Origin of the sequence: Streptomyces sp. NPDC096311, assembly GCF_044763085.1 — a bacterium.
Classification (GTDB): domain Bacteria; phylum Actinomycetota; class Actinomycetes; order Streptomycetales; family Streptomycetaceae; genus Streptomyces.
In genome coordinates this window covers 1-22,196 of the sequence record NZ_JBIWFN010000012.1, presented here as the reverse complement: position 1 = coordinate 22,196, position 22,196 = coordinate 1, and the positions used below count along the sequence as shown (strand labels likewise).

General features: G+C 70.5%; 16 protein-coding genes and 1 pseudogene. 8 read left to right on the top strand and 9 right to left on the bottom strand.

Going from position 1 to position 22,196, the window contains the following annotated elements; translation table 11 throughout:
- Nucleotides 1-10: 10 nt before the first annotated feature.
- On the bottom strand, nt 11-526 hold the full coding sequence (locus ACIRA5_RS28760) for a DUF6912 family protein (protein ID WP_403695231.1): 516 nt from the start codon (nt 524-526) through the stop codon (nt 11-13).
- A gap of 354 nt (nt 527-880) precedes the next feature.
- Between ACIRA5_RS28760 and ACIRA5_RS28755 the strand changes: the two genes are divergently transcribed.
- Entirely contained in the window at nt 881-1,483 is a 603-nt protein-coding gene (locus ACIRA5_RS28755) for an Rv3235 family protein (RefSeq protein ID WP_403695228.1), read from the top strand.
- Between the two features lie 236 nt (nt 1,484-1,719).
- Here the strand turns inward: ACIRA5_RS28755 and secA are convergent, their stop codons facing one another.
- Nucleotides 1,720-4,536 (bottom strand): preprotein translocase subunit SecA, encoded by a 2,817-nt coding sequence (gene secA / locus ACIRA5_RS28750; RefSeq protein WP_403695225.1) that lies wholly within the window; start codon nt 4,534-4,536, stop codon nt 1,720-1,722.
- A gap of 244 nt (nt 4,537-4,780) precedes the next feature.
- On the opposite strand from secA, the gene ACIRA5_RS28745 reads away from it, so the two are divergent.
- A complete protein-coding gene (locus ACIRA5_RS28745) occupies nt 4,781-5,359 on the top strand; it encodes a GNAT family N-acetyltransferase (protein ID WP_403695223.1) in 579 nt (192 codons plus the stop codon).
- Nucleotides 5,360-6,194: 835 nt separating this feature from the next.
- Nucleotides 6,195-7,370, top strand: a complete 1,176-nt coding sequence (locus tag ACIRA5_RS28740) for a winged helix-turn-helix domain-containing protein (protein WP_403695220.1) — start codon at nt 6,195-6,197, stop codon at nt 7,368-7,370.
- Nucleotides 7,371-7,427: 57 nt separating this feature from the next.
- Here the strand turns inward: ACIRA5_RS28740 and ACIRA5_RS28735 are convergent, their stop codons facing one another.
- The 7 genes and pseudogenes from ACIRA5_RS28735 to mtnA all read right to left on the bottom strand — a co-directional run bounded on the left by ACIRA5_RS28735 (nt 7,428) and on the right by mtnA (nt 16,321).
- On the bottom strand, nt 7,428-8,174 hold the full coding sequence (locus ACIRA5_RS28735) for a response regulator transcription factor (protein WP_067380003.1): 747 nt from the start codon (nt 8,172-8,174) through the stop codon (nt 7,428-7,430).
- A gap of 206 nt (nt 8,175-8,380) precedes the next feature.
- The gene (gene hpf / locus ACIRA5_RS28730) at nt 8,381-9,073 is read right to left on the bottom strand and encodes a ribosome hibernation-promoting factor, HPF/YfiA family (RefSeq protein WP_403695216.1); all 693 of its coding nucleotides are present in this window, start codon (nt 9,071-9,073) and stop codon (nt 8,381-8,383) included.
- 313 nt (nt 9,074-9,386) lie between these two features.
- A complete protein-coding gene (locus tag ACIRA5_RS28725) occupies nt 9,387-10,292 on the bottom strand; it encodes a ComF family protein (protein WP_403695213.1) in 906 nt (301 codons plus the stop codon).
- A 250-nt stretch (nt 10,293-10,542) separates the two neighbouring features.
- A complete protein-coding gene (locus tag ACIRA5_RS28720; RefSeq protein ID WP_403695210.1) occupies nt 10,543-12,378 on the bottom strand; it encodes an LpqB family beta-propeller domain-containing protein in 1,836 nt (611 codons plus the stop codon).
- A gap of 102 nt (nt 12,379-12,480) precedes the next feature.
- Nucleotides 12,481-14,476, bottom strand: a pseudogene (gene mtrB, locus ACIRA5_RS28715) (MtrAB system histidine kinase MtrB); the annotation flags it as partial.
- 1 nt (nt 14,477) lies between these two features.
- The gene (mtrA, locus tag ACIRA5_RS28710; protein WP_015659998.1) at nt 14,478-15,167 is read right to left on the bottom strand and encodes a two-component system response regulator MtrA; all 690 of its coding nucleotides are present in this window, start codon (nt 15,165-15,167) and stop codon (nt 14,478-14,480) included.
- Between the two features lie 8 nt (nt 15,168-15,175).
- Nucleotides 15,176-16,321: an S-methyl-5-thioribose-1-phosphate isomerase gene (mtnA, locus tag ACIRA5_RS28705; protein ID WP_403695832.1), complete on the bottom strand. Its 1,146-nt coding sequence runs from the start codon at nt 16,319-16,321 to the stop codon at nt 15,176-15,178.
- 140 nt (nt 16,322-16,461) lie between these two features.
- On the opposite strand from mtnA, the gene ACIRA5_RS28700 reads away from it, so the two are divergent.
- The 5 genes from ACIRA5_RS28700 to ACIRA5_RS28680 are packed head-to-tail and all read left to right on the top strand — an operon-like array spanning nt 16,462 to nt 22,048.
- Nucleotides 16,462-17,811 (top strand): hypothetical protein, encoded by a 1,350-nt coding sequence (locus ACIRA5_RS28700; protein ID WP_403695207.1) that lies wholly within the window; start codon nt 16,462-16,464, stop codon nt 17,809-17,811.
- 4 nt (nt 17,812-17,815) lie between these two features.
- Nucleotides 17,816-18,562: a DUF4129 domain-containing protein gene (locus ACIRA5_RS28695; protein WP_403695205.1), complete on the top strand. Its 747-nt coding sequence runs from the start codon at nt 17,816-17,818 to the stop codon at nt 18,560-18,562.
- Nucleotides 18,559-19,749, top strand: coding sequence for a DUF4350 domain-containing protein (locus tag ACIRA5_RS28690; protein ID WP_403695202.1), 1,191 nt, complete (start codon nt 18,559-18,561; stop codon nt 19,747-19,749). Before ACIRA5_RS28695 ends, ACIRA5_RS28690 begins: the two co-directional genes overlap by 4 nt.
- On the top strand, nt 19,749-20,738 hold the full coding sequence (locus tag ACIRA5_RS28685) for an AAA family ATPase (RefSeq protein WP_403695829.1): 990 nt from the start codon (nt 19,749-19,751) through the stop codon (nt 20,736-20,738). Before ACIRA5_RS28690 ends, ACIRA5_RS28685 begins: the two co-directional genes overlap by 1 nt.
- A complete protein-coding gene (locus ACIRA5_RS28680; protein WP_403695200.1) occupies nt 20,738-22,048 on the top strand; it encodes a DUF58 domain-containing protein in 1,311 nt (436 codons plus the stop codon). The genes ACIRA5_RS28685 and ACIRA5_RS28680 overlap by 1 nt, the downstream gene beginning before the upstream one ends.
- Nucleotides 22,049-22,196 lie beyond the last annotated feature (148 nt).

The window sequence follows — 22,196 nt, the reverse complement described above, 5'->3', positions numbered from 1 at the left end:
CGGCGCAGGCTCAGTCCTCCAGCCCCACCAGGTGGGGAATCTCCTGCGTCGCGAACCACAACAACTCGTGGTCCTCGGCCCCGTCCACGATGAACTGCGCGTCGTCGTCCCCGTGATCGGCCGCCCCGAGCGCGTCCACGGCGGCCGAGACGTCCACCCCGGCGTCATCGGCGTCGACGTGCACCGCGGCCGCCTTGGACAGGGCCACGGGCCCCGACACCCGCACCTCACCGAGCGCCACCGGATCGAGCCCCCGGTCGGGGTCGGCGACCGCGGCCCGGTCGGGAACGTCGACCGCGACGACCACCCGCCGCCGCACGGCCCCCGGCTCCCCCGCGAGCAGCCGCAGCGAGGCCAGCGCGGCCCGGTTCAGCGCCGCGTACTCGAGCTCCTCGATGTCGTCGGAGAGGTACCACTCGCGCAACGCGGGCGTGACGGCGTACGCGACGACCGGTCCCGCCGCCAGTTCCCCCGTCTTGTACGCCTCGGCGAGACCGGAGAGGGTCAGGGGGACGTAGACGCGCATGGCTGGCCGCTTTCGTAGTCGGGTGGGTTTCCCGGGTCGGAGGGCTCCTGGAAGGGCGGTCCCGCGCCTCCCGGGAAGGCCTTCAGGATACGTGCGGGCGTCCCCTTTCGGGTCCCGGTCCCTCCCCCGTACGGCGTCCACCCCCGGCCCGCGATTCACCCGGAACATCCCTTCCCCGCCGGGCCTCCCGCCCCTCCCGCTCACTCTGATAGGTGAACCTTCCTGCCGCCGCGGCGCGCGCCCGGCGTCCTTGCGGGGACCCGCTCCCGCCTCGTAGAAGATCCCCAACACGAAGTTACCGCCCGGTATCGACCGGTCGCGGCGAGCGGGACCGACGCTGAACGGGGACGACACATGAACAAGGTGATGACCAGGACGAAGCGCCGCCCGGGCACCCGCCCACCCGGCCGCCACGACACCCGCCGCCCCGGCACCACCCCACCGCGCACCCCGGGCGCGGGCGCACCCCGCCCGGCCCCGGGAGACAGCCCACCCCAGGCGCCCGCACCGCAAACACCCCCGGCGGAGGCCACATCCCGCACCCGCCTCCTGCCCCCGCCGGCCGACCCCCCACGGCCGTCGCTGCCGCCCTCATCGCCGTCCTCAGCGCCGCCGCAGCCCCGTCCCACCGACCTCTTCGCCGAACGCCTCCTCGCCGTGCTCAGCGGCCAACGCCCGGTCCACTGCATGCTGCGCCACACCGCGGGCCGGGCCTACGACGAGCTGGCCTGGCTCGCCGAGCGCGGCCCCCTGCGCACCCGCGGCACCCGCCCGGTCGTCCGCGACATCGGCTACTACGTGCCACGGCCCGGCGCGATCGAGGCCTTCGCCCGCATCGGCGCGGGCGACCGGCTCCGCGCGATGGCCTTCCGCCTGGAACAGGGCCCCGACCTCCGCTGGCGCTGCACGGCGGTGGAACTGGGCGGCCCCCGTATGCCCCGCCCGGACGACGACTGAGCAGCCCCCGAATCCGTGAACACCTCGCCGGCAACTCCTGCGGACCGCTGCCCCGCCGCCCAACTCCCACAGACCCCTGAACCCCCACTGCCCAACTCCCACAGACCCCTGAACCCCCACTGCCCGGCTCCCACGGGCCCCTGAACCCCCACTGAGCAACGCAAAGGGCCGGACACCCACAGGTGCCCGGCCCTTCACCGCTTCTCAGCTCTCATCGGCTCTCGCGAGCCGATCGGTCACTTCTTGCGGCGTCGCCCGTTGCTCTTCTGCTGCTTGCGGCGCTCCGCGCGCGTGAGGCCGTCCGCCTCGGAACGCACGGGCTCGTCGTCGTCGTTGGCGAAGTCGCCCTCGACGATGCCGCCCTCACCGTCCACGGTCGGCGCGGAGAAGTGCAGCCGGTCGGGACGCTGCGGGGCGTCGAGCCCCTTGGCGCGGATCTCGGGACGCGCACCCGCGGGTACGACGTCCTCCTTCTTCTCCAGCGACGGCGCGGCGTCCTCGACCGGGACCTCCTCGACCTGCTGCTCGACCTGAACCTCCAGGTTGAACAGGTAGCCGACGGACTCCTCCTTGATGCCGTCCATCATGGCGGAGAACATGTCGAAGCCCTCGCGCTGGTACTCGACCAGCGGGTCCTTCTGCGCCATGGCGCGCAGGCCGATGCCCTCCTGGAGGTAGTCCATCTCGTAGAGGTGCTCGCGCCACTTGCGGTCGAGGACCGACAGGACGACCCGCCGCTCCAGCTCCCGCATGATCTCGGAGCCGAGCTGCTCCTCACGGGCCGCGTACTGCTCGTGGATGTCGTCCTTGATGGACTCGGAGATGAACTCGGCGGTCAGACCGGCACGGTCACCGGCCGCCTCCTCCAGCTCGTCGACGGTGACCTTCACCGGGTAGAGCTGCTTGAAGGCGCCCCACAGCCGGTCCAGGTCCCACTCCTCGGCGAAGCCCTCGGCGGTCTCGGCCGCGATGTAGGCGTCGATCGTGTCGTCCATGAAGTGCTGGATCTGCTCCTGGAGGTCCTCGCCCTCCAGGACGCGGCGGCGCTCGCCGTAGATGACCTCGCGCTGCCGGTTGAGCACCTCGTCGTACTTCAGAACGTTCTTGCGCGTCTCGAAGTTCTGCTGCTCGACCTGCGACTGGGCGGAGGCGATCGCGCGCGTGACCATCTTGTTCTCGATCGGCACGTCGTCCGGCACGTTGGCCATCGACATCACGCGCTCGACCATCTGGGCCTTGAACAGCCGCATCAGGTCGTCACCGAGCGACAGGTAGAAGCGGGACTCGCCCGGGTCGCCCTGACGGCCGGAACGACCGCGCAGCTGGTTGTCGATACGACGCGACTCGTGGCGCTCGGTGCCCAGCACGTAGAGCCCGCCGAGCTCCTTGACCTCTTCGAACTCCGCCTTGACGGCCTGCTCGGCCTTCTCCAGGGCGGCGGGGAGGGCCGCGGCCCACTCCTCGATGTGCTCCTCGGGGTCGAGGCCACGCTGACGCAGCTCCGCCTCGGCGAGGTCGTCGGGGTTGCCGCCGAGCTTGATGTCCGTGCCTCGACCGGCCATGTTCGTGGCGACGGTCACAGCGCCCCGGCGGCCGGCCTGGGCGATGATCGGGGCCTCACGGTCGTGCTGCTTCGCGTTCAGCACCTCGTGCTGGATGCCCCGCTTCGAGAGCTGCTGCGAAAGGTACTCGGACTTCTCGACCGACGTCGTACCGACGAGGATCGGCTGGCCCTTCTCGTGCTTCTCGGCGATGTCGTCGACCACCGCGTCGAACTTGGCGACCTCGGTGCGGTAGATCAGGTCCGACTGGTCCTTGCGGACCATCGGCTTGTTGGTCGGGATCGGGACGACGCCGAGCTTGTAGATCTGGTGGAACTCGGCGGCCTCGGTCATCGCCGTACCGGTCATGCCGGAGAGCTTGCCGTAGAGGCGGAAGAAGTTCTGCAGGGTGATCGTGGCGAGCGTCTGGTTCTCGTCCTTGATGTCCACCCCTTCCTTCGCCTCGATCGCCTGGTGCATGCCCTCGTTGTAGCGGCGGCCGGCGAGGATACGGCCGGTGTGCTCGTCGACGATCATGACTTCGCCGTCGATGACGACGTAGTCCTTGTCCTTCTTGAAGAGCTCCTTGGCCTTGATGGCGTTGTTCAGGTAGCCCACCAGCGGCGTGTTCACCGACTCGTACAGGTTGTCGATGCCCAGCCAGTCCTCGACCTTGGAGACGCCGGGCTCGTGGATGGCGACGGTGCGCTTCTTCTCGTCGACCTCGTAGTCCCCGGTCTCCTCGAGGCCCTTGAGGGGGTTGCCGGCCTCGCCCTTCTTCAGCCGGGTGACCAGCTTGGCGAAGTCGCCGTACCACTTGGTGGCCTGGTCGGCCGGGCCGGAGATGATGAGCGGCGTACGGGCCTCGTCGACGAGGATCGAGTCGACCTCGTCGACGATCGCGAAGTTGTGGCCGCGCTGGACGAGTTCGTCCTGCGACCAGGCCATGTTGTCGCGCAGGTAGTCGAAGCCGAACTCGTTGTTCGTGCCGTACGTGATGTCGCACGCGTACTGCTCGCGGCGCTGGGCCGGCGTCATGTTGGCGAGGATGCAGCCGACGGTCAGACCCAGGAACTTGTGGACGCGACCCATCATCTCGGAGTCGCGCTCGGCCAGATAGTCGTTGACCGTGATCAGGTGAACGCCGTCTCCGGAGAGGGCGTTCAGATACGCGGGCAGCGTGCCGACGAGGGTCTTGCCCTCGCCGGTCTTCATCTCCGCGACGTAGCCGAGGTGGAGCGCGGCGCCACCCATCATCTGCACGTCGTAGTGACGCTGTCCGAGGACGCGCTTGGCGGCCTCACGCACGGTGGCGAAGGCCTCGGGGAGCAGGTCGTCCAGGCTCTCCCCATCCGCATACCGCTGCTTGTACTCATCAGTGAGGGCGCGCAGCTCGGCGTCGGAGAGGTCGACGAAGTCCTCTTCGATGGAGTTGACCTGGTCCGCGATGCGGTGCAGCTTGCGCAGGATCTTGCCTTCGCCTGCACGCATGATCTTCGAGAGGACGGACACGGGGGTTTGTCTCCTTGCCGGTCGGGCCTGGGACGGTCGGGTTCAATGTCAGATTCAAATCACAGCTTGAGCAACGGCCATCGTAAGCGAGGACCCCACCGCGCCGGGAGGTCTGCCAGTGACAGCCACTAGGACAACGGACAGGGGTGGCGGAAGGTGCCGTGCCCGCGCTGCGAAAAGTAACCGAACCGTCACTCGCCGCAAAGGAATGGCGCCCTTTCGGTAGCCCTAGCAGAATCGGCCGATGGACCCCGTCACGCTGACCACCGACCGGCTGCTCCTGCGCGCCGTGGACTCGCACGACACCGACTCGGTGTACGAAGCCGTCCAGGACCCCGATATCCAGCGCTGGACCACGATCCCCTCGCCCTATCTCCGCGAGCACGCGACGGGCTTCACGGATCAGATGGTGCCGGACGGCTGGGCGGACGGCTCCATGTTCACCTTCGGCGCCTTCCTCCTGTCGGGGGACCTGGCGGGCATGCTCTCCATCAGCATGCGTTCCCTGGGGGTCGGCGAGGTCGGCTTCTGGGCGGCCAAGGAGCACCGCGGCAACGGCTACATCACCGAGGCCACCCTCACCGCCGCCCGCTGGGCCTTCACGAGCCTCGCCGTCGACCGCCTGGAATGGCGCGCCGAGGTCGGCAACAAGGGTTCCCGCGCGGTCGCCGAACGCGCCGGCTTCACCCTGGAAGGCACCCTCCGCTCCGCCCTCAACAACAAGGGCGTACGCCGAGACTGCTGGATCGGCTCCCTACTCCCCTCAGACCTGGGCCTGGCCTCAACGGCCCCGTACTTGCCCGCCCCGCCCGCCACCCCGTAACCCCCCCTCCACCACACACCCACCTCATCCAGGCCACCCGACACTCAAAACCAATCCCCTCACCCCGAACCGGCTCCCCGGAGACCTGGCCTGCCGCCCCGGGAGGGTGCAGGGCGCACCCCCGCAGGGGCAGGGCTGGGGCGCAGCCCGTCCGCGACAGAGCGAAACCCCGCAGCACCCTGGGGCGGAAGCCCCACCACAACCACAAAGCACAGCCCCTCCGGGGCCCGGAGGCAAAGCCCCACGGGGGGTTCGAGGGAAGCAGGGGGGAGCCCGGCCGGGGGGTCCGGGGGCACAGCCCCGCCAGGGTGCAGGGGGCACCCGCTGGGGGTCCGGGGGCGGAGCCCCGCCAAGGGTCCGGGGGCGGAGCCCCGCCAGGGGTCCAGGGGCGCAGCCCCACCGGGGTCCAGGGCCGGAGCCCCTGGCGGGGTGCAGGAGCGCAGCCCCACCGGGGTCCAGGGCCGGAGCCCCTGGCGGGGTGCAGGAGCGCAGCCCCACCGGGTGCAGCGACGCAGCTCCGCCGGGGGTCCGGGGGCGCAGCTCCGCCGGAGGTCCAGGGGCGCAGCTCCGCCGGGGGTCCAGGGGCGCAGCTCCGCCGGGGGTCCAGGGCCGGAGCCCCGCCAAGGGTCCAGGGGCGCAGCCCTGCCAGGGGTCCGGGGGCGCAGCCCTGCCGGGGGTCCGGGGGCGCAGCCCCTGGCGGGGTGCAGGGGCGGAGCCCCGCCGGGGGTCCGGGGGCGCAGCCCCTGGCGGGGGCTGGGGCGGAGCCCCTGGGATGGGACGGGTAGGGGCGGCGGGGGCGAGTCCACTGTCAGTGGCACCGCCTACCGTGTGGAACATGACGAGCCTCCCGCGTCCCACCACCGACCTCTCCGCCGAAGAAGCCCGCCGCATCGCCCTACGGGCCCAGGGCTTCCTGGGCGCCCCCGACCGCAGGGCCGGCGTCCGCGGAATCCTGCGACACCTCGGCGCGGTCCAGCTCGACACGATCTCCGTCCTGGCCCGCTCCCACGAACTCATCCCGTACGCCCGCCTGGGCGCGGTAGGCCGCACGACCGTCGACCAGGCCTACTGGACCGACACCCACGCCTTCGAGTACTGGTCCCACGCCGCCTGCATCCTCCCCGTGGAGGAATGGCCCCACTTCGCCTTCCGCCGCCGCGCCTACCGCTCCCGCCCGCACTGGAACCACGACCTGCCTGACGGCACCTACGACCAGGTCATCAAGCAGCTCCGCACAGAAGGCCCCCTCACGGCCACGGAGTTGGGCGGCGCGAAGAAGACCAGCGAGTGGTGGGACTGGTCGGGCACCAAGGTGGCCGTGGAGCGCGCGCTGATGTACGGCGAGGTGGTGTGCACGGAGCGCCGTGGCTGGAAGCGCGTGTACGACCTCGCCGAGCGCGCCGTCCCCGAGGCCCTGCTCCATGACGAGCTGGACGACAGGGAGTGCCTGCGCCGCCTGGTCGGCCTGGCCGGCAAGTCCCTGGGCGTCGGCACGCGCGCGGACATCGCCGACTATCACCGTCTCAAGGGCGAGCAGGTCGACGCGGTGATCGCGGACTCGGGCCTGGTCCCGGTGACGGTGGAGGGCTGGGGCAAGCCCGCGTGGGCGGACCCGGCGGCCCTGGAGACACCGCCGCGCGGCCGCCACCGTACGACGCTGCTGTCCCCGTTCGACTCACTCGTCTGGGAGCGGGCCCGCACGGAGCGGATCTTCGGCTTCACCCACCGTCTGGAGGCGTACACGCCCAAGCCGAAGCGGGTGTACGGCTACTTCGCGATGCCGGTCCTCGCCGGGGGCCGGCTCGTCGGCCGCGTGGACCCCGCCCGCGAGGGCCGAACCCTGGTCGCCAAACAGGTCACGCTGGACGGCGCCAAGGCGGTCCCTGCCGTGGCCCAGGCCCTCCTGGAGGCAGCGAGCTGGGTGGACTGCACAAACGTACGAGTGGAGCGGGTGGACGCCCCGGACCTCCGCGAGCCCCTCGCCAAGGAACTCACCCGCGCACTGGCCTGACCTGACCGGCAACCCGACCGACCAACCCGACCAGCCTTACGCAGACGCAACGCAGACTCACCGGATCTCGAGGATCTTCTCCCGCATCGCGTAGACCACCGCCTCCATCCTGGAGTGCAGTTGCAACTTCTCCAGGATGTTGCGCACATGGTTCTTCACGGTGTTCTCGGAGATGAACAACTCCTTGGCGATATCCCGGTTGTTCATCCCGGTCGCGACGAGCTTGAGAACCTCCAGCTCGCGATCCGTGAGCCGCGGCGCGGGCACGAGCCGGCGCTCGTCCGTCCGCTGAATCATCGACTTGAACTCGGTGAGAAGTTTCGACGCCATCGACGGGCTGATCTGCGACTGCCCGTCCGCCACCGCGCGAATGGCCGTGGCCACCTCGTCCGTGGAGATCTCCTTGAGGAGATAACCGGTAGCGCCCGCCTTGATCGCGTCGTAGAGATCGGCTTCCTCGTCGCTGATCGTCAGCATGATGATCTTCGCGCTCGGAGCGACCTCCTTGATGGAGGTGCACGCCTCGATGCCGCCCCGCTTCGGCATACGTACGTCCATCAGCACGATGTCGGGGAGCAGGTCGGCCGCCTTGTCGACCGCCTCCGCCCCGTCACCCGCCTCGCCGACGACCTGGATGTCCTCCTCGGCCGCGAGCACGATCTCCAGGCCGCGGCGGAAGAGGGCATGGTCGTCCACGACGAGGACCCGAATGGGCTCCTTGCGTGGAGAGCCCGCGTCCGGGCCCATGCCGACGACGCCGCCGTCGGCATCCCCGTCACGCATCGGTCCGAAGCTGTCCGCCATCGTTCCTCCCCCTGAAGGCCGTGGCCTGCGTTCTTGTGCCATCGCCAATCCGAGGCAACGACCCACCGGTTGGGGCCGGTTCGGCCATGATTCCATGCCCGGACGACAGTGCGGTGACAGAGCGGGTCGCGAAGTGGTCGCACACCGGTGCCCCTGGGGGCGCACGCGCGCTCCAGGGGCACCGGCTCAGCCGTCATCGGGGCGGGTCAGCCGCCGAGCGCACCGCCCGGCGCGTCCGGTCCGGCCTGGGTGACCATGGGGTCCGTGCTGAGGTGAATGACGCCGTAGTCGTATGCGTGCCGCCGGTAGACGACACTGGGTTCCTTCGTCTCGGAGTCGACAAAGAGATAGAAGTCGTGCCCGACCAGCTCCATCTCGTAGAGCGCCTGGTCGAGCGTCATCGGGGCGGCCACGTGGGTCTTCTCGCGAACGATGAGGGGGCCTTCGCCCATGACCTCGAGGGAGCCGATCTTCTTCGTCGGCACGCTGTCCGCGTCGTCCTCGTGGACGACGGTCCCGTTCCCGTTGAGCGTCGCGGCGCCGGGGACGTGGTCGGCGACCTCCGCGGCCGAGAGCCGGCCGTTGCCGCGGCGGGTGTAGCGCTTGTCGTGCTGCTTGCGCAGACGGGCTTCGAGTTTGTCCGCCGCCAGGTCGAGTGCCGCATACGGGTCACTTGCCGCCGCCTCCGCCCGGATCACCGGACCGCGGGAGTGGAGCGTGATCTCCACTCGGTCGCAACGGTCGGCCTGCCGGGGGTTGGGCTCCTTGGACACCTCCACGTCGAGGCTGATCACCTTGCCATCGAGCTTCTGGATCTTCTCCAGCTTCAGCTTCTCGGCCACGTGCTTGCGGAACCGCTCGGGCACCTCGGTCTTGCGGCCCTTGACGACGATGTCCACGCAGAACTCCGTTCCCGGATTGCTCCGCTGCACTGGCGGAGCGTCTCCCTTTTGCACCAGGCCCCGGTGAGTGCCGGAACCTCGGACTTGGTGACTTTCACCTCCTCCTCCCCCATGGGCAAGATCTACACCCCATCGCTACGGGTGATTCAGAAACCCGCAGCACAACATTCGGATGGGCGAGGTATGGCCTGCGCCATTGCCTCACAACCGAACATATCTCGCCTGGACGGATGTCGTCACCCTCTACTGCGGCGTACCTCCGTTCAGGTGAATTGACCTGGTCATTACCTGCAACGATGGAACTTCCCGGTCAGTTCCGGTTTATTCCGAAAGAGTCCGGCGGGGCCGCGACCACAGCCGCGCAGATCATGTCGTCGACTCCGCTCATACCCGCCATTCGCTGGGCTCCTTGTGCCCGGTCGGTAACCACTGTCGTTGCCTCGGTCATCCGTTCCCCCGTCGCTTCCCCCGCCACCGCCGCCCGTACGGCACGGGCCGCCTCCGTCATCGAGGCGCCCGTCGTCATCAGGTCGTCCACGAGTACGACCCGGCCCCCGCTCGCCAATAGCCGGGCACCTCCGGCCGCCACCTCCAGGGCGCCCGCGAGATTGTCCAGTCGCTGCCGCGAGTTGAGCCCCGCCTGGTCGGCCACGGCGCGCCGCTGCCGCAGCACGGCCAGCACCCGGGCCGGTGTCCCCGCGCGCCGCAGCTCCCCCGCCGCCGCGAGCGCGATCCGCCGCGCCGGATCATGGCCGCGCGCCCGCACCGCCTGCCGCGAGGACGGCAGGGGAACAAGCAGCAGAGAACCTGTGCCGGAAAGCGGCACGCGCCCCTGACCACCCCCGGGCCGCAGTTGCCTGTTGCCGCCCCTCAGGCGCCCGTCCCGGGCCGTGGGCGGTCCCTCCGGGACCGGGAGGCACAGGTGCCGCAGCCCTGCCCGCACAGCCCCCGCCAGGGCCGTCCCCAAAGGTCTCGCAAGTGTCAGCGCCCCCCGTTCCTTGTGGGCGAGGAGCGTCGCGCGCACCTCGTCCTCGTATGGGGCCGCCGCGTGCACGACCGGCAGCCCGGGCGGCTCCGGATCCGGTCGCACCCGGCGCGGTGCGGCCCCGCTCAGGGCGGCACGGCACTCCGGGCAGAGCACCGTGCGAGGCCTTCCGCAGCCTCCGCACTCGGCCGGCAGCACCAGATCGGTGAGGTCCTGCCACCACCCCCGCATGCCCACCACTGTGCCAACGCGCGGGCCGACCGGCCACCCCTGTGGACAACCGCCTGTGGACAACTCCACGCCCATCACCCGTCCGGGGGACCCGGCCCGCAATGGCGGCCAAGTCCATCCCGTACGACGGCCAGGTCCACCCCCTGCAACGGCCGGATCCACCCGATATGGCAGCCGGGCCTGCCCGAAAAGGGAGGCCCGGCTAGTCCGCACTCGGAAGAAATCGGAAGAAATCGGAAGAAAGAGGTCGCTACCCGGGATAAACCGGTGCCGTGCCGTCCTTGACGATCTTCTGCCACTGCTCCCCGGAGGACAGCCGCACGATCCCGTCCTCCTCCGAGTGCGCCACCAGCGGCAGCCGTTCGTCCTCGGACGCGGCGACCTCCTTCACCCCCGTCAGCGCGGAGGGTGCGGCGCCCACCGGAGTGGAGCCGTCGACCTGGACGTAGCGCATCTGCTGCACCCCGCCGGACTCGCGCCCGACGACGACGAGCCGGCTGTCCCCGGCCCACGACATGGCGGTGACCTCCTCCAGCTGCGGCGCCACGGAGCGCAGCTCGAGGATCGAGATGAGAGGCCGTCCGCCGGTCTTGGTGTCACGCTGGATGCGCCCGATCTGCAGCGAGCTCTTGCCGTCCTTCTGCACGATCAGTGCGATCCGCACCCCGTCGGCGGCCACCCGCACCGCCTGGACACGCCCGTCGATACCCGGCGCGGTGACCGCCAGCGGAGTACCCGCGCCCTTCTCCAGCAGGAGCAGCCGCGGGTTCTTCGGATCGCGGTCGGCCACCCACAGGTCGCCCTGTCCGTCCCAACTGGGCGTCGTCAGCCGGTCGTCCGCCTTCGTCCCCTGGCTGTGCAGCACCGCGTCCCCCAGCGAGGCGCCCGACACCAGCGATCCGACGTACAGCGAACTCCCGTCGGCCGACACGCCGGCCGCGCTGTCCTCGGTCCGGGACACCGCGGCCGACCGCAGCTTCTTGTCACCCACTCCCAGCGCACCGGGTACCGGCTCGGGCTGCTTGTCACTGTTGCCGCTGGGCAGCCGTACGAGCCGCTGCTTGGCGTCGATGAAGTACTCGTACTCAGGGTGCTTGGCCGTGCCGTGCGAAGCGACGGTCTCCGCCTGGCTCTCGGTGACCACGCACAACTGCGAACCGTTCGACCGCTGCAGCTCCACCTCGTCGACGCCCGTGGGCGTCAGGTCCTGGAGCGTGAAGAGGAGTTGGGTGGCCATCTTGTTGCACTGGGTCTCTCCGACCCGGTCGGCCTTCTTGCTCAGCGGGACCGTCACCCTGTTGCGGTCGTCGGGCGACAGCGACGTGACGCCCTTCTTCAGTTCCGTGTCGGACGGGAAGCTCGAGGTCACCACCGGATCCAGCCAGCGTGTGGGCCCCTTCAGGAGCGACCGGACCATCTCCGTCATCGGGTCCACCTTGTCCCGCACATAGACGGGATCGGCGACAGTCCCCAGCGGTCCGCCCGGCCCAGAGGGCATATTCGAGGCGAAGTAGTACTTGTTGACGGACACGTAGTTGCGCTGGAAGTCGGAGTTGCCCATCACCACGCCCTGCGGCAGCGCGTCGATGCGCCACTGCTTGGTGTCCTTCTGCAGCGTGAGGTGCACCGTCGTCCGGTACGAACCGGCGTCCGGCGCGTACGCGTGCTGCTCGTCCACCGTGGCGACCTTGCTGCCGGAGAGCGTGTACGAGTCGTCGCCCTCCCTGGTGCCCGAGTGCTCCGACTCGGGGTTGGGCCCGTCCGCGAGGACGGTCGTGGAGCGGTACGGATCCCACGTTCTGCGGGCGCCCGTCGTCAGATATTTGCGCGCCGTCTCATACTGCGCGTCGTCACTGGTCAGTGCCTCCAGGAAGCCCTGCACGATCTCCGCCGGCGGGGCGTCCTCGCGGGGCGGCAGCGCGAAGACGCGGACCTGCGAGTCCTGCCTCGGCGTGGACTCGACCCCGCGCAGATCCCCGCTGTCCGGCATCGAGGCGCACCCGGTCAGCAGCAGTGCGCCGCAGCCGATGTACACCCCCACGCGCGCGGGACGCCGACGGCCGCTCCCCTCGCGGTCAGCGACCACGAAATGCCTCCCCTTGCCCGAGTTCCTCGGGCTCTGCTTGTCCGAGTTCTTCAGACCCGCCGCCGTCCCGGCCACGCTCCTGCACGCTCCGCTCCCCACCCGCGGCGGGCATGTCGTCCGGCCGCCGCACTGCCCCGGAGGGCCTCGGCACCACACGCGCGCCGTTGCCCGGCAGCGCCGTCGGATCGGCCGTGGGCGACGCCCCGGCCAGTCGCGGCACCACGGACGTCCGCTGCATGGGCGGTGCCGCCTTTCCACCCGCGGCCTGCATCGGCACCGTGGCGAGCTTGTCGCCGCCGCCGGAGGGCAGTCCCGCGTCATTAAGTCCACGATTACGCCGCGAGTCCATGGGCTCCAGAGGTATCGGAGACCCCCGCAGCGGCTCGTCCGCGGTACGCGGCAGCGTCAGCCGGAACTGCGAACCGCCGCCCGGCTCACCCCACGCCTGCAGCCAGCCGCCGTGCAGCCGGGCGTCCTCCAGGGCGATGGACAGCCCGAGCCCCGTACCGCCGGTGGTACGCGCGCGTGCCGGGTCGGCACGCCAGAAGCGGCTGAAGACCCGGGTCGCCTCTCCGGGCTTGAGGCCGACGCCGTAGTCACGCACCGCGATGGCGACCGCCCCGCCCGCTGTGGCGAGCTTGACCACCACTTCCTTGCCGTCGCCGTGCTCCACGGCGTTGACGACGAGATTGCGCAGCACCCGCTCCACCCGCCGGGCATCCGCCTCGGCGACCACGGGCTGCTGGTCGCCGACGACACGTATCTGCGAGCCCTTGCGCTCGGCGAGCGGCTCGGCGCCGCTGACGACACGTCGTACGACTTCCCTGAGGTCTATCGCCTCGGCCTCCAGCGCCGCCGCACCCGCGTCGAACCGGCTGATCTCCAGCAGGTCCGCGAGCAGCGTCTCGAACCGGTCCAGCTGATCGGCGAGCAGCTCGGCCGACCGAGCGGTCACCGGATCGAAGTCCACGCGCGCGTCGTGGATGACGTCGGCCGCCATCCGGACGGTCGTGAGCGGCGTACGCAGCTCGTGCGACACGTCGGACACGAACCGTCGCTGCATCCGCGACAGGTCCTCCAGCTGCTGGATCTTCAGCTGAAGGTTCTGTGCCATCTTATTGAAAGCCTCGCCGAGCCGCGCGATGTCGTCCTCGCCGGTGACCTTCATCCGCTCCTGCAGGCGCCCGGCGGAGAGCCGCTCGGCGATCCCGGCCGCCATCCGCACCGGAGTGACGACCTGGCGCACCACGAGCCAGGCGATGGCCCCCAGAAGCACCACGACGAACAGTCCGGCCGTCGCGAGCGTCCCCTTGACCAGGCTCAGCGACTTCTCCTCCTGCGTCAGCGGGAAGAGGTAGTAGAGCTGGTACGCGTCTCCGTTGGGGTCGAGGACCTGCTTGCCGATGACCAGCGCGGCCTGCGACTCCGTGCCGTCCTTGTACACGACCCTGGTGTAGCTCTGCGCCGCCATCGTGTTGCTGTCGACGCGGGCGCGCAGGTCCTCCGGGATGCTCACTGTCGGATCGACGTCACCCGAGGAACGCGGACCGCGCCCGGCACCGCCGTTGCCGGCCACGGTGGAGCTGAGCGTCACCACGTCGAAGGCGCCCTGGCCGCCGCTGGAAAGGGAGACGACGAGGTCGTTCATCCACTGGCTGACGTTCTTGGACGGACGGCCGTCCGTACTCGAACCGTCGTCGCCATTGGCCGTGGCAGCCGCGTCCGCCTTCTGCTTGGCCACCGAGAAGCCACCCGTGGCCTGACTCTGCGAGGCCTTGACCTTGGCGTCCAGCAGACCGTTGCGCACCTGCCCGATGACCACGAAGCCGAGCAGCAGCACGACACCCAGCGACATCAGCAGCGTCGTGACGACGATCTTGAGCTGGATGTTGCGCCGCCACAGCCGCATCACGGGCAGCAACGGACGGCGCACCCAGCGCATGAACAACCGAAGGACCGGGCTGCCCTGGACTCCGCCCTGCAGCAGCCCGCCCTCCAAAAGACGTCCCCAGCGGGAGCCCGTCACCTTCCGGCCGACAGGCCGCCCCGAACGGACCCCCGACTCGCCGGGCGCCGAAGCGGCACTGTCCCGGGACATGTCAGCTCGGTCCGGCCTTGTAACCGACACCACGGACGGTCACCACGATCTCCGGCCGCTCCGGGTCCTTCTCGACCTTGGAGCGCAGCCGCTGGACATGGACGTTGACCAGTCGGGTGTCCGCCGCGTGTCGGTAGCCCCACACCTGCTCGAGGAGCACCTCGCGCGTGAACACCTGCCACGGCTTGCGGGCCAGTGCCACGAGCAGATCGAACTCCAGCGGCGTCAGGGCGATCGACTGCCCGTCCCGCTTCACAGAGTGACCGGCCACATCGATCACAAGATCGCCGATGGCCAGCTGCTCGGGCGCCGGTTCCTCGGAACGACGCAGCCGCGCCCTGATCCGCGCCACCAGCTCCTTTGGCTTGAACGGCTTCACGATGTAGTCGTCGGCGCCGGACTCGAGGCCGACCACGACATCGACGGTGTCGCTCTTCGCGGTGAGCATCACGATCGGCACCCCGGATTCCGCCCTGATCAGGCGGCACACCTCGATACCGTCCCGGCCGGGAAGCATCAGGTCCAGGAGCACCAGATCGGGCTTGGTCTCACGGAAGGCGGCCAGCGCCTTGTCGCCGTCAGCTACGAAAGACGGCTCAAAACCTTCACCACGCAACACAATGCCGAGCATCTCGGCCAGTGCGGTGTCGTCATCGACGACAAGGACTCGTCCCTTCATAAACGACATCATCCCATTAACTAAATCGTTACCTGGCGTGACCTGCCACACAGCTCAGCGAGTGCCTCTGCTGTCACGGGCGACACAGCGCCCTCTTCAGTCACGATCGCCGTCACCAACTCGGGGGGCGTCACATCGAATGCCGGGTTGTACGCCTGGGTCCCCAGGGGTGCCACCGGTATCCCGCCTCCCGCTTCCACTCCCGCCACAGGCACCTGGGGTGCTGTGACCTCGGTCACTTCATGACCGGGGCGCTGCTCGACCTCGATGGATGCTCCGTCCGGGGTGTCCGGGTCCACCGTCGTCACCGGCGCCACCACGATGAAAGGCACATGGTGATACCGGGCCAGCACCGCGAGCGGATAGCTCCCCACCTTGTTCGCCACCGAACCGTCAGCAGCGATCCGATCGGCCCCGATGAGCACCGCGTCCACCTCCCCCGCCGCGAACAGTGATCCTGCCGCGTTGTCCGTGAGCAAGGTGTACGCCATTCCGTTGCGTGCCGCCTCGTAAGCCGTCAGGCGAGCACCTTGCAGCAACGGACGCGTTTCGTCCACCCACAGCCTCCGCAGCTGCCCCGCCCGATGCGCCGCGAGGGCCACCGCGAAGGCCGTGCCCTCCCCGCCGGACACCAGCGCCCCGGTGTTGCAATGCGTCAGAATCCGGTGCCCGCCACCCGGCAACAGCTCGTCGAGCAGCGCCAACCCGTGCTCGGCCATCCGAGCACTGGCCGCGGCGTCCTCCCGGTGCAACGCCCGCGCCGCTTCGAGCGCCGCCCCGGCAGCCTGCCGCTGATCACCGCCGCCGGAGAGCGCGGCACGATACGCCGTCTGCGCCCGGCGCACACCGACAGCGAGGTTCACCGCGGTGGGCCTGGCGCCCGCCAGCGACCGGGCGGCATCGTCCACGTCGAAGCCGCGCACGGCGGCGAGCGCGACTCCGTACGCCCCGGCGATACCCAGCAACGGCGCCCCTCGCACGGCCAGCGTGCGGATCGCCTCCACCAGCGCGGGAGCGTCCGTACACACCAACTCGACTTCCTCGGCCGGCAACCGTGTCTGGTCGAGGAGGACCAGCACCGGCCCTTCGGGCGGCTCGTCCCAGCGGATCGCCGGTATCTCCAGTAGCCCGTCGTCCTCGCGGAATTGCGCGTACTGATCAGCCATCCGCCCAGTCTGCCCCGTAGCAGGCGGACAATTGAAGGTGTCCACCCCATACGGGGGCCGGTCCCATGCCGGGCACACCGTGGCACGATGGCTGCCAACCTGCCGCCGCGAACGCGGACGGGCACCGTGAAGGAGCGACGATGAAAGACACTCCGGGCTGGGCCTCGCCCGGATCTGCCCCCTCCGACGGGCAGGAGCCGGACAACTCCGGCGCCCTCGAGCCCCCGGAGCAGCCCGCGGACCAAGGTGGCGCGAACCAGCCGGAGCCGCCCTCGAAGTGGTCCAAGGAGCAGCCCCCGCCCGGCCAGTGGTCCGCTCCCAGCCCACAGGACCCCCAAGCCCCGCCGCCACCACCCCCCGGCCCCGGCTGGGGCGGCCAGCAGCCCCCTGGCGCGGGCGGCTACGGAGGCCAGGGCGGCGGCTGGGGAGGCCCCGGCCGTGGCTACGGAGGCCCAGGAGGTCCCGGTGGCTGGGGCGGCAACTGGGGCGGCCCGCCGCCCGCTGCCAAGCCCGGCGTGATCCCCCTGCGCCCGCTCGGCGTCGGCGAGATCCTCGACGGCGCGGTCTCCACGATGCGGACCTACTGGCGCACCGTCCTGGGCATCTCGCTCACCGTCGCCGTCGTCACACAGATCGCGGTCATCCTGCTCCAGGGCCTGGTTCTGGACGACAGCGCGAGCACGGACGTCCTCAACGACCCGAGCGCCACCGCCGGGGAGTTGAGCCGCGCCCTGGGCGACACCCTGCTGAGCTCCGGCGTCGTCGTGCTCATCGGCCTGCTCGGCACCATCGTCGCCACGGCCCTGCTCACCTCCGTGACCAGCCGCGCGGTGCTCGGCAAGTCGGTGACCACCGCCGAGGCCTGGCGCGACGCCAGACCCCGGCTGCCGAAGCTGTTCGCCCTGACCTTCCTGCTGCCGCTCATCGCCGTCGCGATCATCACCATCGGCACTCTTCCCGGCCTGCTCGTCGCCGTCGCCGGCTCGAGCAGCGCAGGCGCCGCACTCGCGGTCCTCGGCGGACTCGGCACGGGCGTCGTCGCCCTCTGGCTGATGATCCGCTTCTCGCTCGCCTCGCCCGCCCTGATGCTGGAGAAGCAAGGCGTCCTGAAGTCGATGAGCCGCTCCGCGAAGCTCGTCCGCGGCTCCTGGTGGCGAGTCTTCGGCATCCAGCTGCTCGCCACGATCATCGCCAACATCGTGGCGTCGATCATCGTGATCCCCTTCGCGCTCATCGCCTCCGCCCTGAGTGGCGACGGCGTCGCCGGTTTCCTTGGCAGCGGCGGCAGCTCCGGCTGGACGTTCCTCATCGTCAGCGGAATCGGTTCGGTGATCGGCTCCATGATCACCTTCCCGATCTCCGCGGGCGTCACCGTGCTCCTCTACATCGACCAGCGCATCCGCCGCGAGGCCCTCGACCTCGACCTGGCACGTGCCGCCGGTGTCCAGGACTACGGCTCCAGCACCCCCGGCACCACTCCGGGGAGCTGATGCGGTGAGTCCGGCGGGGGGAGTTCTCACAGCGGTACTGGCCCTGCCGCGCACCGGCGCCACGGCCGTACTCGCGCTGCCGCGCGACGACGAACCACCGGTGACGATCCCGCGCGACCCCGCGCGGGAGGCGGCCAAACGCGAACTGTCCAAACGGATGTACCACGAGAACGACCCCAGCCCGGTGCAACGCGCTTTGAACGCCTTCTGGGACTGGGTCGACAAACTGTTCAGCGCCGCCTCCACGGCGACTCCCGGCGGCACGCTCGGACTTGTCGTCATCGTGGTGGCGGTGCTGGCGGTCGTGGCCGCCCTCTGGTGGCGCCTCGGCACCCCGCACCGCACCCCCACCTCCTCCGCCGCACTCTTCGACGACCGCCCCCGCAGCGCCGCCGAACACCGCGCGGCCGCCGAAGCGCACGCCGCCCAGGGCCACTGGAACCAAGCCGTCCAGGAACGCATGCGCGCCGTCGTGCGCTCCCTCGAGGAGCGCGCCCTGCTCGACCCACGCCCCGGCCGCACCGCGGACGAGGCCGCCGCCGAAGCGGGCCGCACACTGCCCTCCCACACGGACCGACTGCGCGCCGCCGCCCGGGACTTCGACGAGGTCACATACGGCGGCCGGTCCGCGGGCTCCGACACATACCACCGCCTCACCGGACTCGACCGCGACCTCGAGCGCACCAAACCCGTACTCACCAGCAGCGCCCAGAGCACGGACCGCAACAGCCGCCAGGGGGCCGCCTCATGACCGAGGCCACCCTCACGTCCACTTCGGCCTCGCCCACACCCCGCCAGGTGTGGACCCGCACCCGAGGCATCGTCCTCGCCGTCGTGATCCTGCTGGCGGCCGCCGTCGCGATCGCCGCAATCCGCTCCGGCGCCCAGCACGGCCGCCTCGACCCACGCTCCGCCGACCCCTACGGCAGTCGCGCCACCGCCGAACTCCTTGGCGACCGCGGGGTCTCCACTCGCGTGGTCACCACCCTGGACGAGGCCCGCGCCGCGGCCGACGCCGACACCACTCTCCTCGTCGCGGCCCCTGACCTGCTGACCGACCATCAGCAGGCCGGCCTCCGCGCGGCGACCAAGAACTCCGGTGGCCGCACGATCCTGATCGCCCCCGACTCGCCCTCCCTCGGCACCCTCGCCCCCGGAGTCACCGCCGATCCCGCGATCAGCTTCGACTCGACGCTCTCCCCCGGCTGCGACCTGCCCGCCGCCCGCCGCGCGGGCAGCGCCGACACCGGCGGCATCCGCTACAGCACCAGCGACCCCGGCGCCGATGTCTGCTACCCCAGCGACGGCCTGCCCACCCTGCTGCGCATCCCGGCGGCCACCGGGAACGGCGACACCGTCGTCATCGGCGCCCCCGACATCCTCTACAACAACCGTCTCGACAAGCAGGGCAACGCCTCGCTCGCCCTCCAACTGCTCGGTTCCCGACCCCACTTGGTCTGGTACCTCCCCTCCCTCTCCGACACCTCGGCCACCGACGCGGGCAAAAAGACCTTCCTCGACCTGCTCCCCTCGGGCTGGCTCTGGGGCACCCTTCAGCTCTTCATCGCGGCAGGCCTGGCCGCCCTGTGGCGGGCACGCCGACTCGGCCCCCTCGTACCCGAACGCCTCCCCGTCGCGATCCGCGCCTCCGAAACCGTCGAAGGCCGCGCCCGCCTCTACCGCAAGGCCAACGCCCGCGACCGCGCGGCCGCCGCTCTGCGCTCCACCACCCGCACCCGACTCGCCCCCCTCATCGGCGTGTCCCCCGCCCAGGCGCACGCGCCCGAGGCACTGCTCCCCGCCATGTCCGCCCGCCTCAACGGCGACGGACAGGCCCTGCACACCCTCCTCTTCGGCCCGCCGCCCACCGACGACGCGGCCCTCATCTCCCTCGCCGACCAACTCGACGCCCTCGAAAGAGAGGTACGCCGTTCATGATGGCCCCGACCACTGACAACGCCGGGTACACCGGGGATCCGGGTACCGCCCGCTCCTCCCTGGAAGCCCTGCGCGCCGAGATCGCCAAAGCCGTGGTCGGCCAGGACCCCGCCGTGACCGGCCTCGTCGTCGCCCTCCTCTGCCGCGGACACGTTCTACTAGAAGGAGTCCCCGGAGTCGCCAAAACGTTGCTCGTCCGCGCGCTCGCATCCGCGCTCGAACTCGACACCAAGCGCGTCCAGTTCACTCCCGACCTGATGCCGAGCGACATCACCGGCTCACTCGTCTACGACGCCCGCACCGCCGAGTTCTCCTTCCAGCCCGGCCCGGTCTTCACGAACCTCCTGCTGGCCGACGAGATCAACCGCACCCCGCCCAAGACCCAGTCGTCCCTCCTCGAAGCAATGGAGGAGCGTCAAGTCACGGTCGACGGCACCCCCCGCCCGCTCCCGGAACCCTTCCTGGTCGCCGCGACCCAGAACCCGGTCGAGTACGAGGGAACGTATCCTCTGCCCGAAGCCCAACTGGACCGCTTCCTCCTGAAACTGACGATCCCTCTGCCGTCCCGTCAGGACGAGATCGACGTCCTCACCCGCCACGCCGAGGGCTTCAACCCGCGCGACCTGCGCGCCGCCGGCGTACGCCCCGTGGCGGGCCCGGCCGACCTGGAAGCCGCCCGCGCCGCCGTGGCCAAGACATCGGTCTCCCCCGAAATCACCGGCTACGTCGTCGACATCTGCCGCGCCACCCGCGAATCGCCGTCCCTCACCCTCGGCGTCTCCCCGCGCGGCGCGACCGCCCTCCTCGCCACCGCCCGTGCCTGGGCCTGGCTGACCGGCCGCGACTACGTCATCCCCGACGACGTAAAGGCCCTCGCCCTGCCCACCCTCCGCCACCGCATCCAGCTCCGCCCCGAGGCCGAGATGGAGGGCGTGACGGCCGACTCGGTCATCAACGCGATCCTCGCCCACGTCCCCGTCCCCCGCTGATGGCACTCACCGGACGCGCCGCGCTGCTGGCGGCCCTCGGCACACTCCCCGTCGGCATCTGGGAGCCGAGTTGGACGGGCATCCTCGCCGTGAACGCTCCCCTGGCCCTGGCCTGCGCCTGCGACGCCGCCCTGGCCGCACCCGTACGCCGCCTCGGCCTGGCCCGCTCCGGCGACACTTCTGTACGCCTCGGCGAGACCGCCGATGTCACCCTGACCGTCACCAATCCCTCCGGCCGCCTCCTGCGCGCCCGCCTCCGTGACGCCTGGCCTCCCAGCAGCTGGGAGCCGAGCACCGAGGTGGCCGCCTCCCGCCACCGCCTGACGGTCCCCGCCGGCGAGCGTCGACGCCTGACCACCCGCCTGCGCCCCACCCGCCGAGGCGACCGCCAGGCAGACCGCGTCACCATCCGCTCGTACGGCCCCCTCGGTCTCTTCTCCCGCCAAGGCAGCCACCAGGTGCCCTGGACCGTACGAGTCCTGCCACCCTTCACCAGCCGCAAGCACCTGCCCTCCAAACTGGCCCGCCTGCGCGAACTCGACGGCCGAACCAGCGTCCTGACCCGCGGCGAGGGCACGGAATTCGACAGCCTGCGCGAGTACGTCCCCGGCGACGACACCCGTTCCATCGACTGGCGCGCCACGGCCCGCCGGGCCACGGTCGCCGTACGCACCTGGCGTCCTGAGCGCGACCGCCACATTCTCCTGGTCCTCGACACGGGCCGAACCTCCGCCGGTCGCGTGGGCGACGCCCCGCGTCTCGACGCCTCCATGGACGCGGCACTCCTCCTGGCAGCCCTGGCCTCCCGGGCCGGCGACCGCGTGGACCTCCTCGCGTACGACCGCCGGGTACACGCCCTGGTCCAGGGCCGCTCGGCTGGCGACGTCCTCCCTTCCCTGGTCAACGCAATGGCGACCCTGGAGCCTGAACTCGTCGAAACGGACGCCCGCGGCCTCACCGCCACGGTCCTCCGTACGGCCCCTCGCCGCTCCCTGATCGTGTTGCTGACCAGCCTCGACGCGGCCCCCATCGAAGAGGGCCTGCTCCCTGTACTCTCCGGTCTCACCCGCCGTCACACAGTCCTCGTGGCCTCAGTGGCCGACCCACATGTCGCGCACATGGCTACGGCTCGAGGAAGCACCGAGGCGGTGTACGAGGCGGCAGCCGCGGCCCAGGCCCAGACAGAACGCCATCGCACGGCCGAACAACTCCAACGCCATGGAGTAACCGTCGTCGACGCGGTTCCGGACAACCTGGCGCCGGCCCTTGCGGATGCCTATCTGGCGCTCAAGGCGGCGGGACGGCTCTAAGCGGGCACAAAAAAGGGGGGCCTCTCGACGCGAGAGGCCCCAAAAAATGATCCTGAACGCAGAAAACCCCCGTACCGATTTCCCGGTACGGGGGTTCTCCCTACAATTAGTTCGGCGGCGTCCTACTCTCCCACAGGGTCCCCCCTGC

Bases quoted from the DNA above. Each gene is read 5' to 3' on its own strand.
- ACIRA5_RS28745 (WP_403695223.1), top strand. From the start codon at position 4,781: ATGGACCCCGTCACGCTGACCACCGACCGGCTGCTCCTGCGCGCCGTG.
- ACIRA5_RS28760 (WP_403695231.1), bottom strand. From the start codon at position 526: ATGCGCGTCTACGTCCCCCTGACCCTCTCCGGTCTCGCCGAGGCGTAC.
- ACIRA5_RS28690 (WP_403695202.1), top strand. From the start codon at position 18,559: ATGACCGAGGCCACCCTCACGTCCACTTCGGCCTCGCCCACACCCCGC.
- ACIRA5_RS28700 (WP_403695207.1), top strand. From the start codon at position 16,462: ATGAAAGACACTCCGGGCTGGGCCTCGCCCGGATCTGCCCCCTCCGAC.
- ACIRA5_RS28755 (WP_403695228.1), top strand. From the start codon at position 881: ATGAACAAGGTGATGACCAGGACGAAGCGCCGCCCGGGCACCCGCCCA.
- ACIRA5_RS28735 (WP_067380003.1), bottom strand. From the start codon at position 8,174: ATGGCGGACAGCTTCGGACCGATGCGTGACGGGGATGCCGACGGCGGC.
- ACIRA5_RS28685 (WP_403695829.1), top strand. From the start codon at position 19,749: ATGGCCCCGACCACTGACAACGCCGGGTACACCGGGGATCCGGGTACC.
- ACIRA5_RS28740 (WP_403695220.1), top strand. From the start codon at position 6,195: ATGACGAGCCTCCCGCGTCCCACCACCGACCTCTCCGCCGAAGAAGCC.
- mtrA (WP_015659998.1), bottom strand. From the start codon at position 15,167: ATGATGTCGTTTATGAAGGGACGAGTCCTTGTCGTCGATGACGACACC.
- ACIRA5_RS28680 (WP_403695200.1), top strand. From the start codon at position 20,738: ATGGCACTCACCGGACGCGCCGCGCTGCTGGCGGCCCTCGGCACACTC.
- mtnA (WP_403695832.1), bottom strand. From the start codon at position 16,321: ATGGCTGATCAGTACGCGCAATTCCGCGAGGACGACGGGCTACTGGAG.
- ACIRA5_RS28725 (WP_403695213.1), bottom strand. From the start codon at position 10,292: ATGCGGGGGTGGTGGCAGGACCTCACCGATCTGGTGCTGCCGGCCGAG.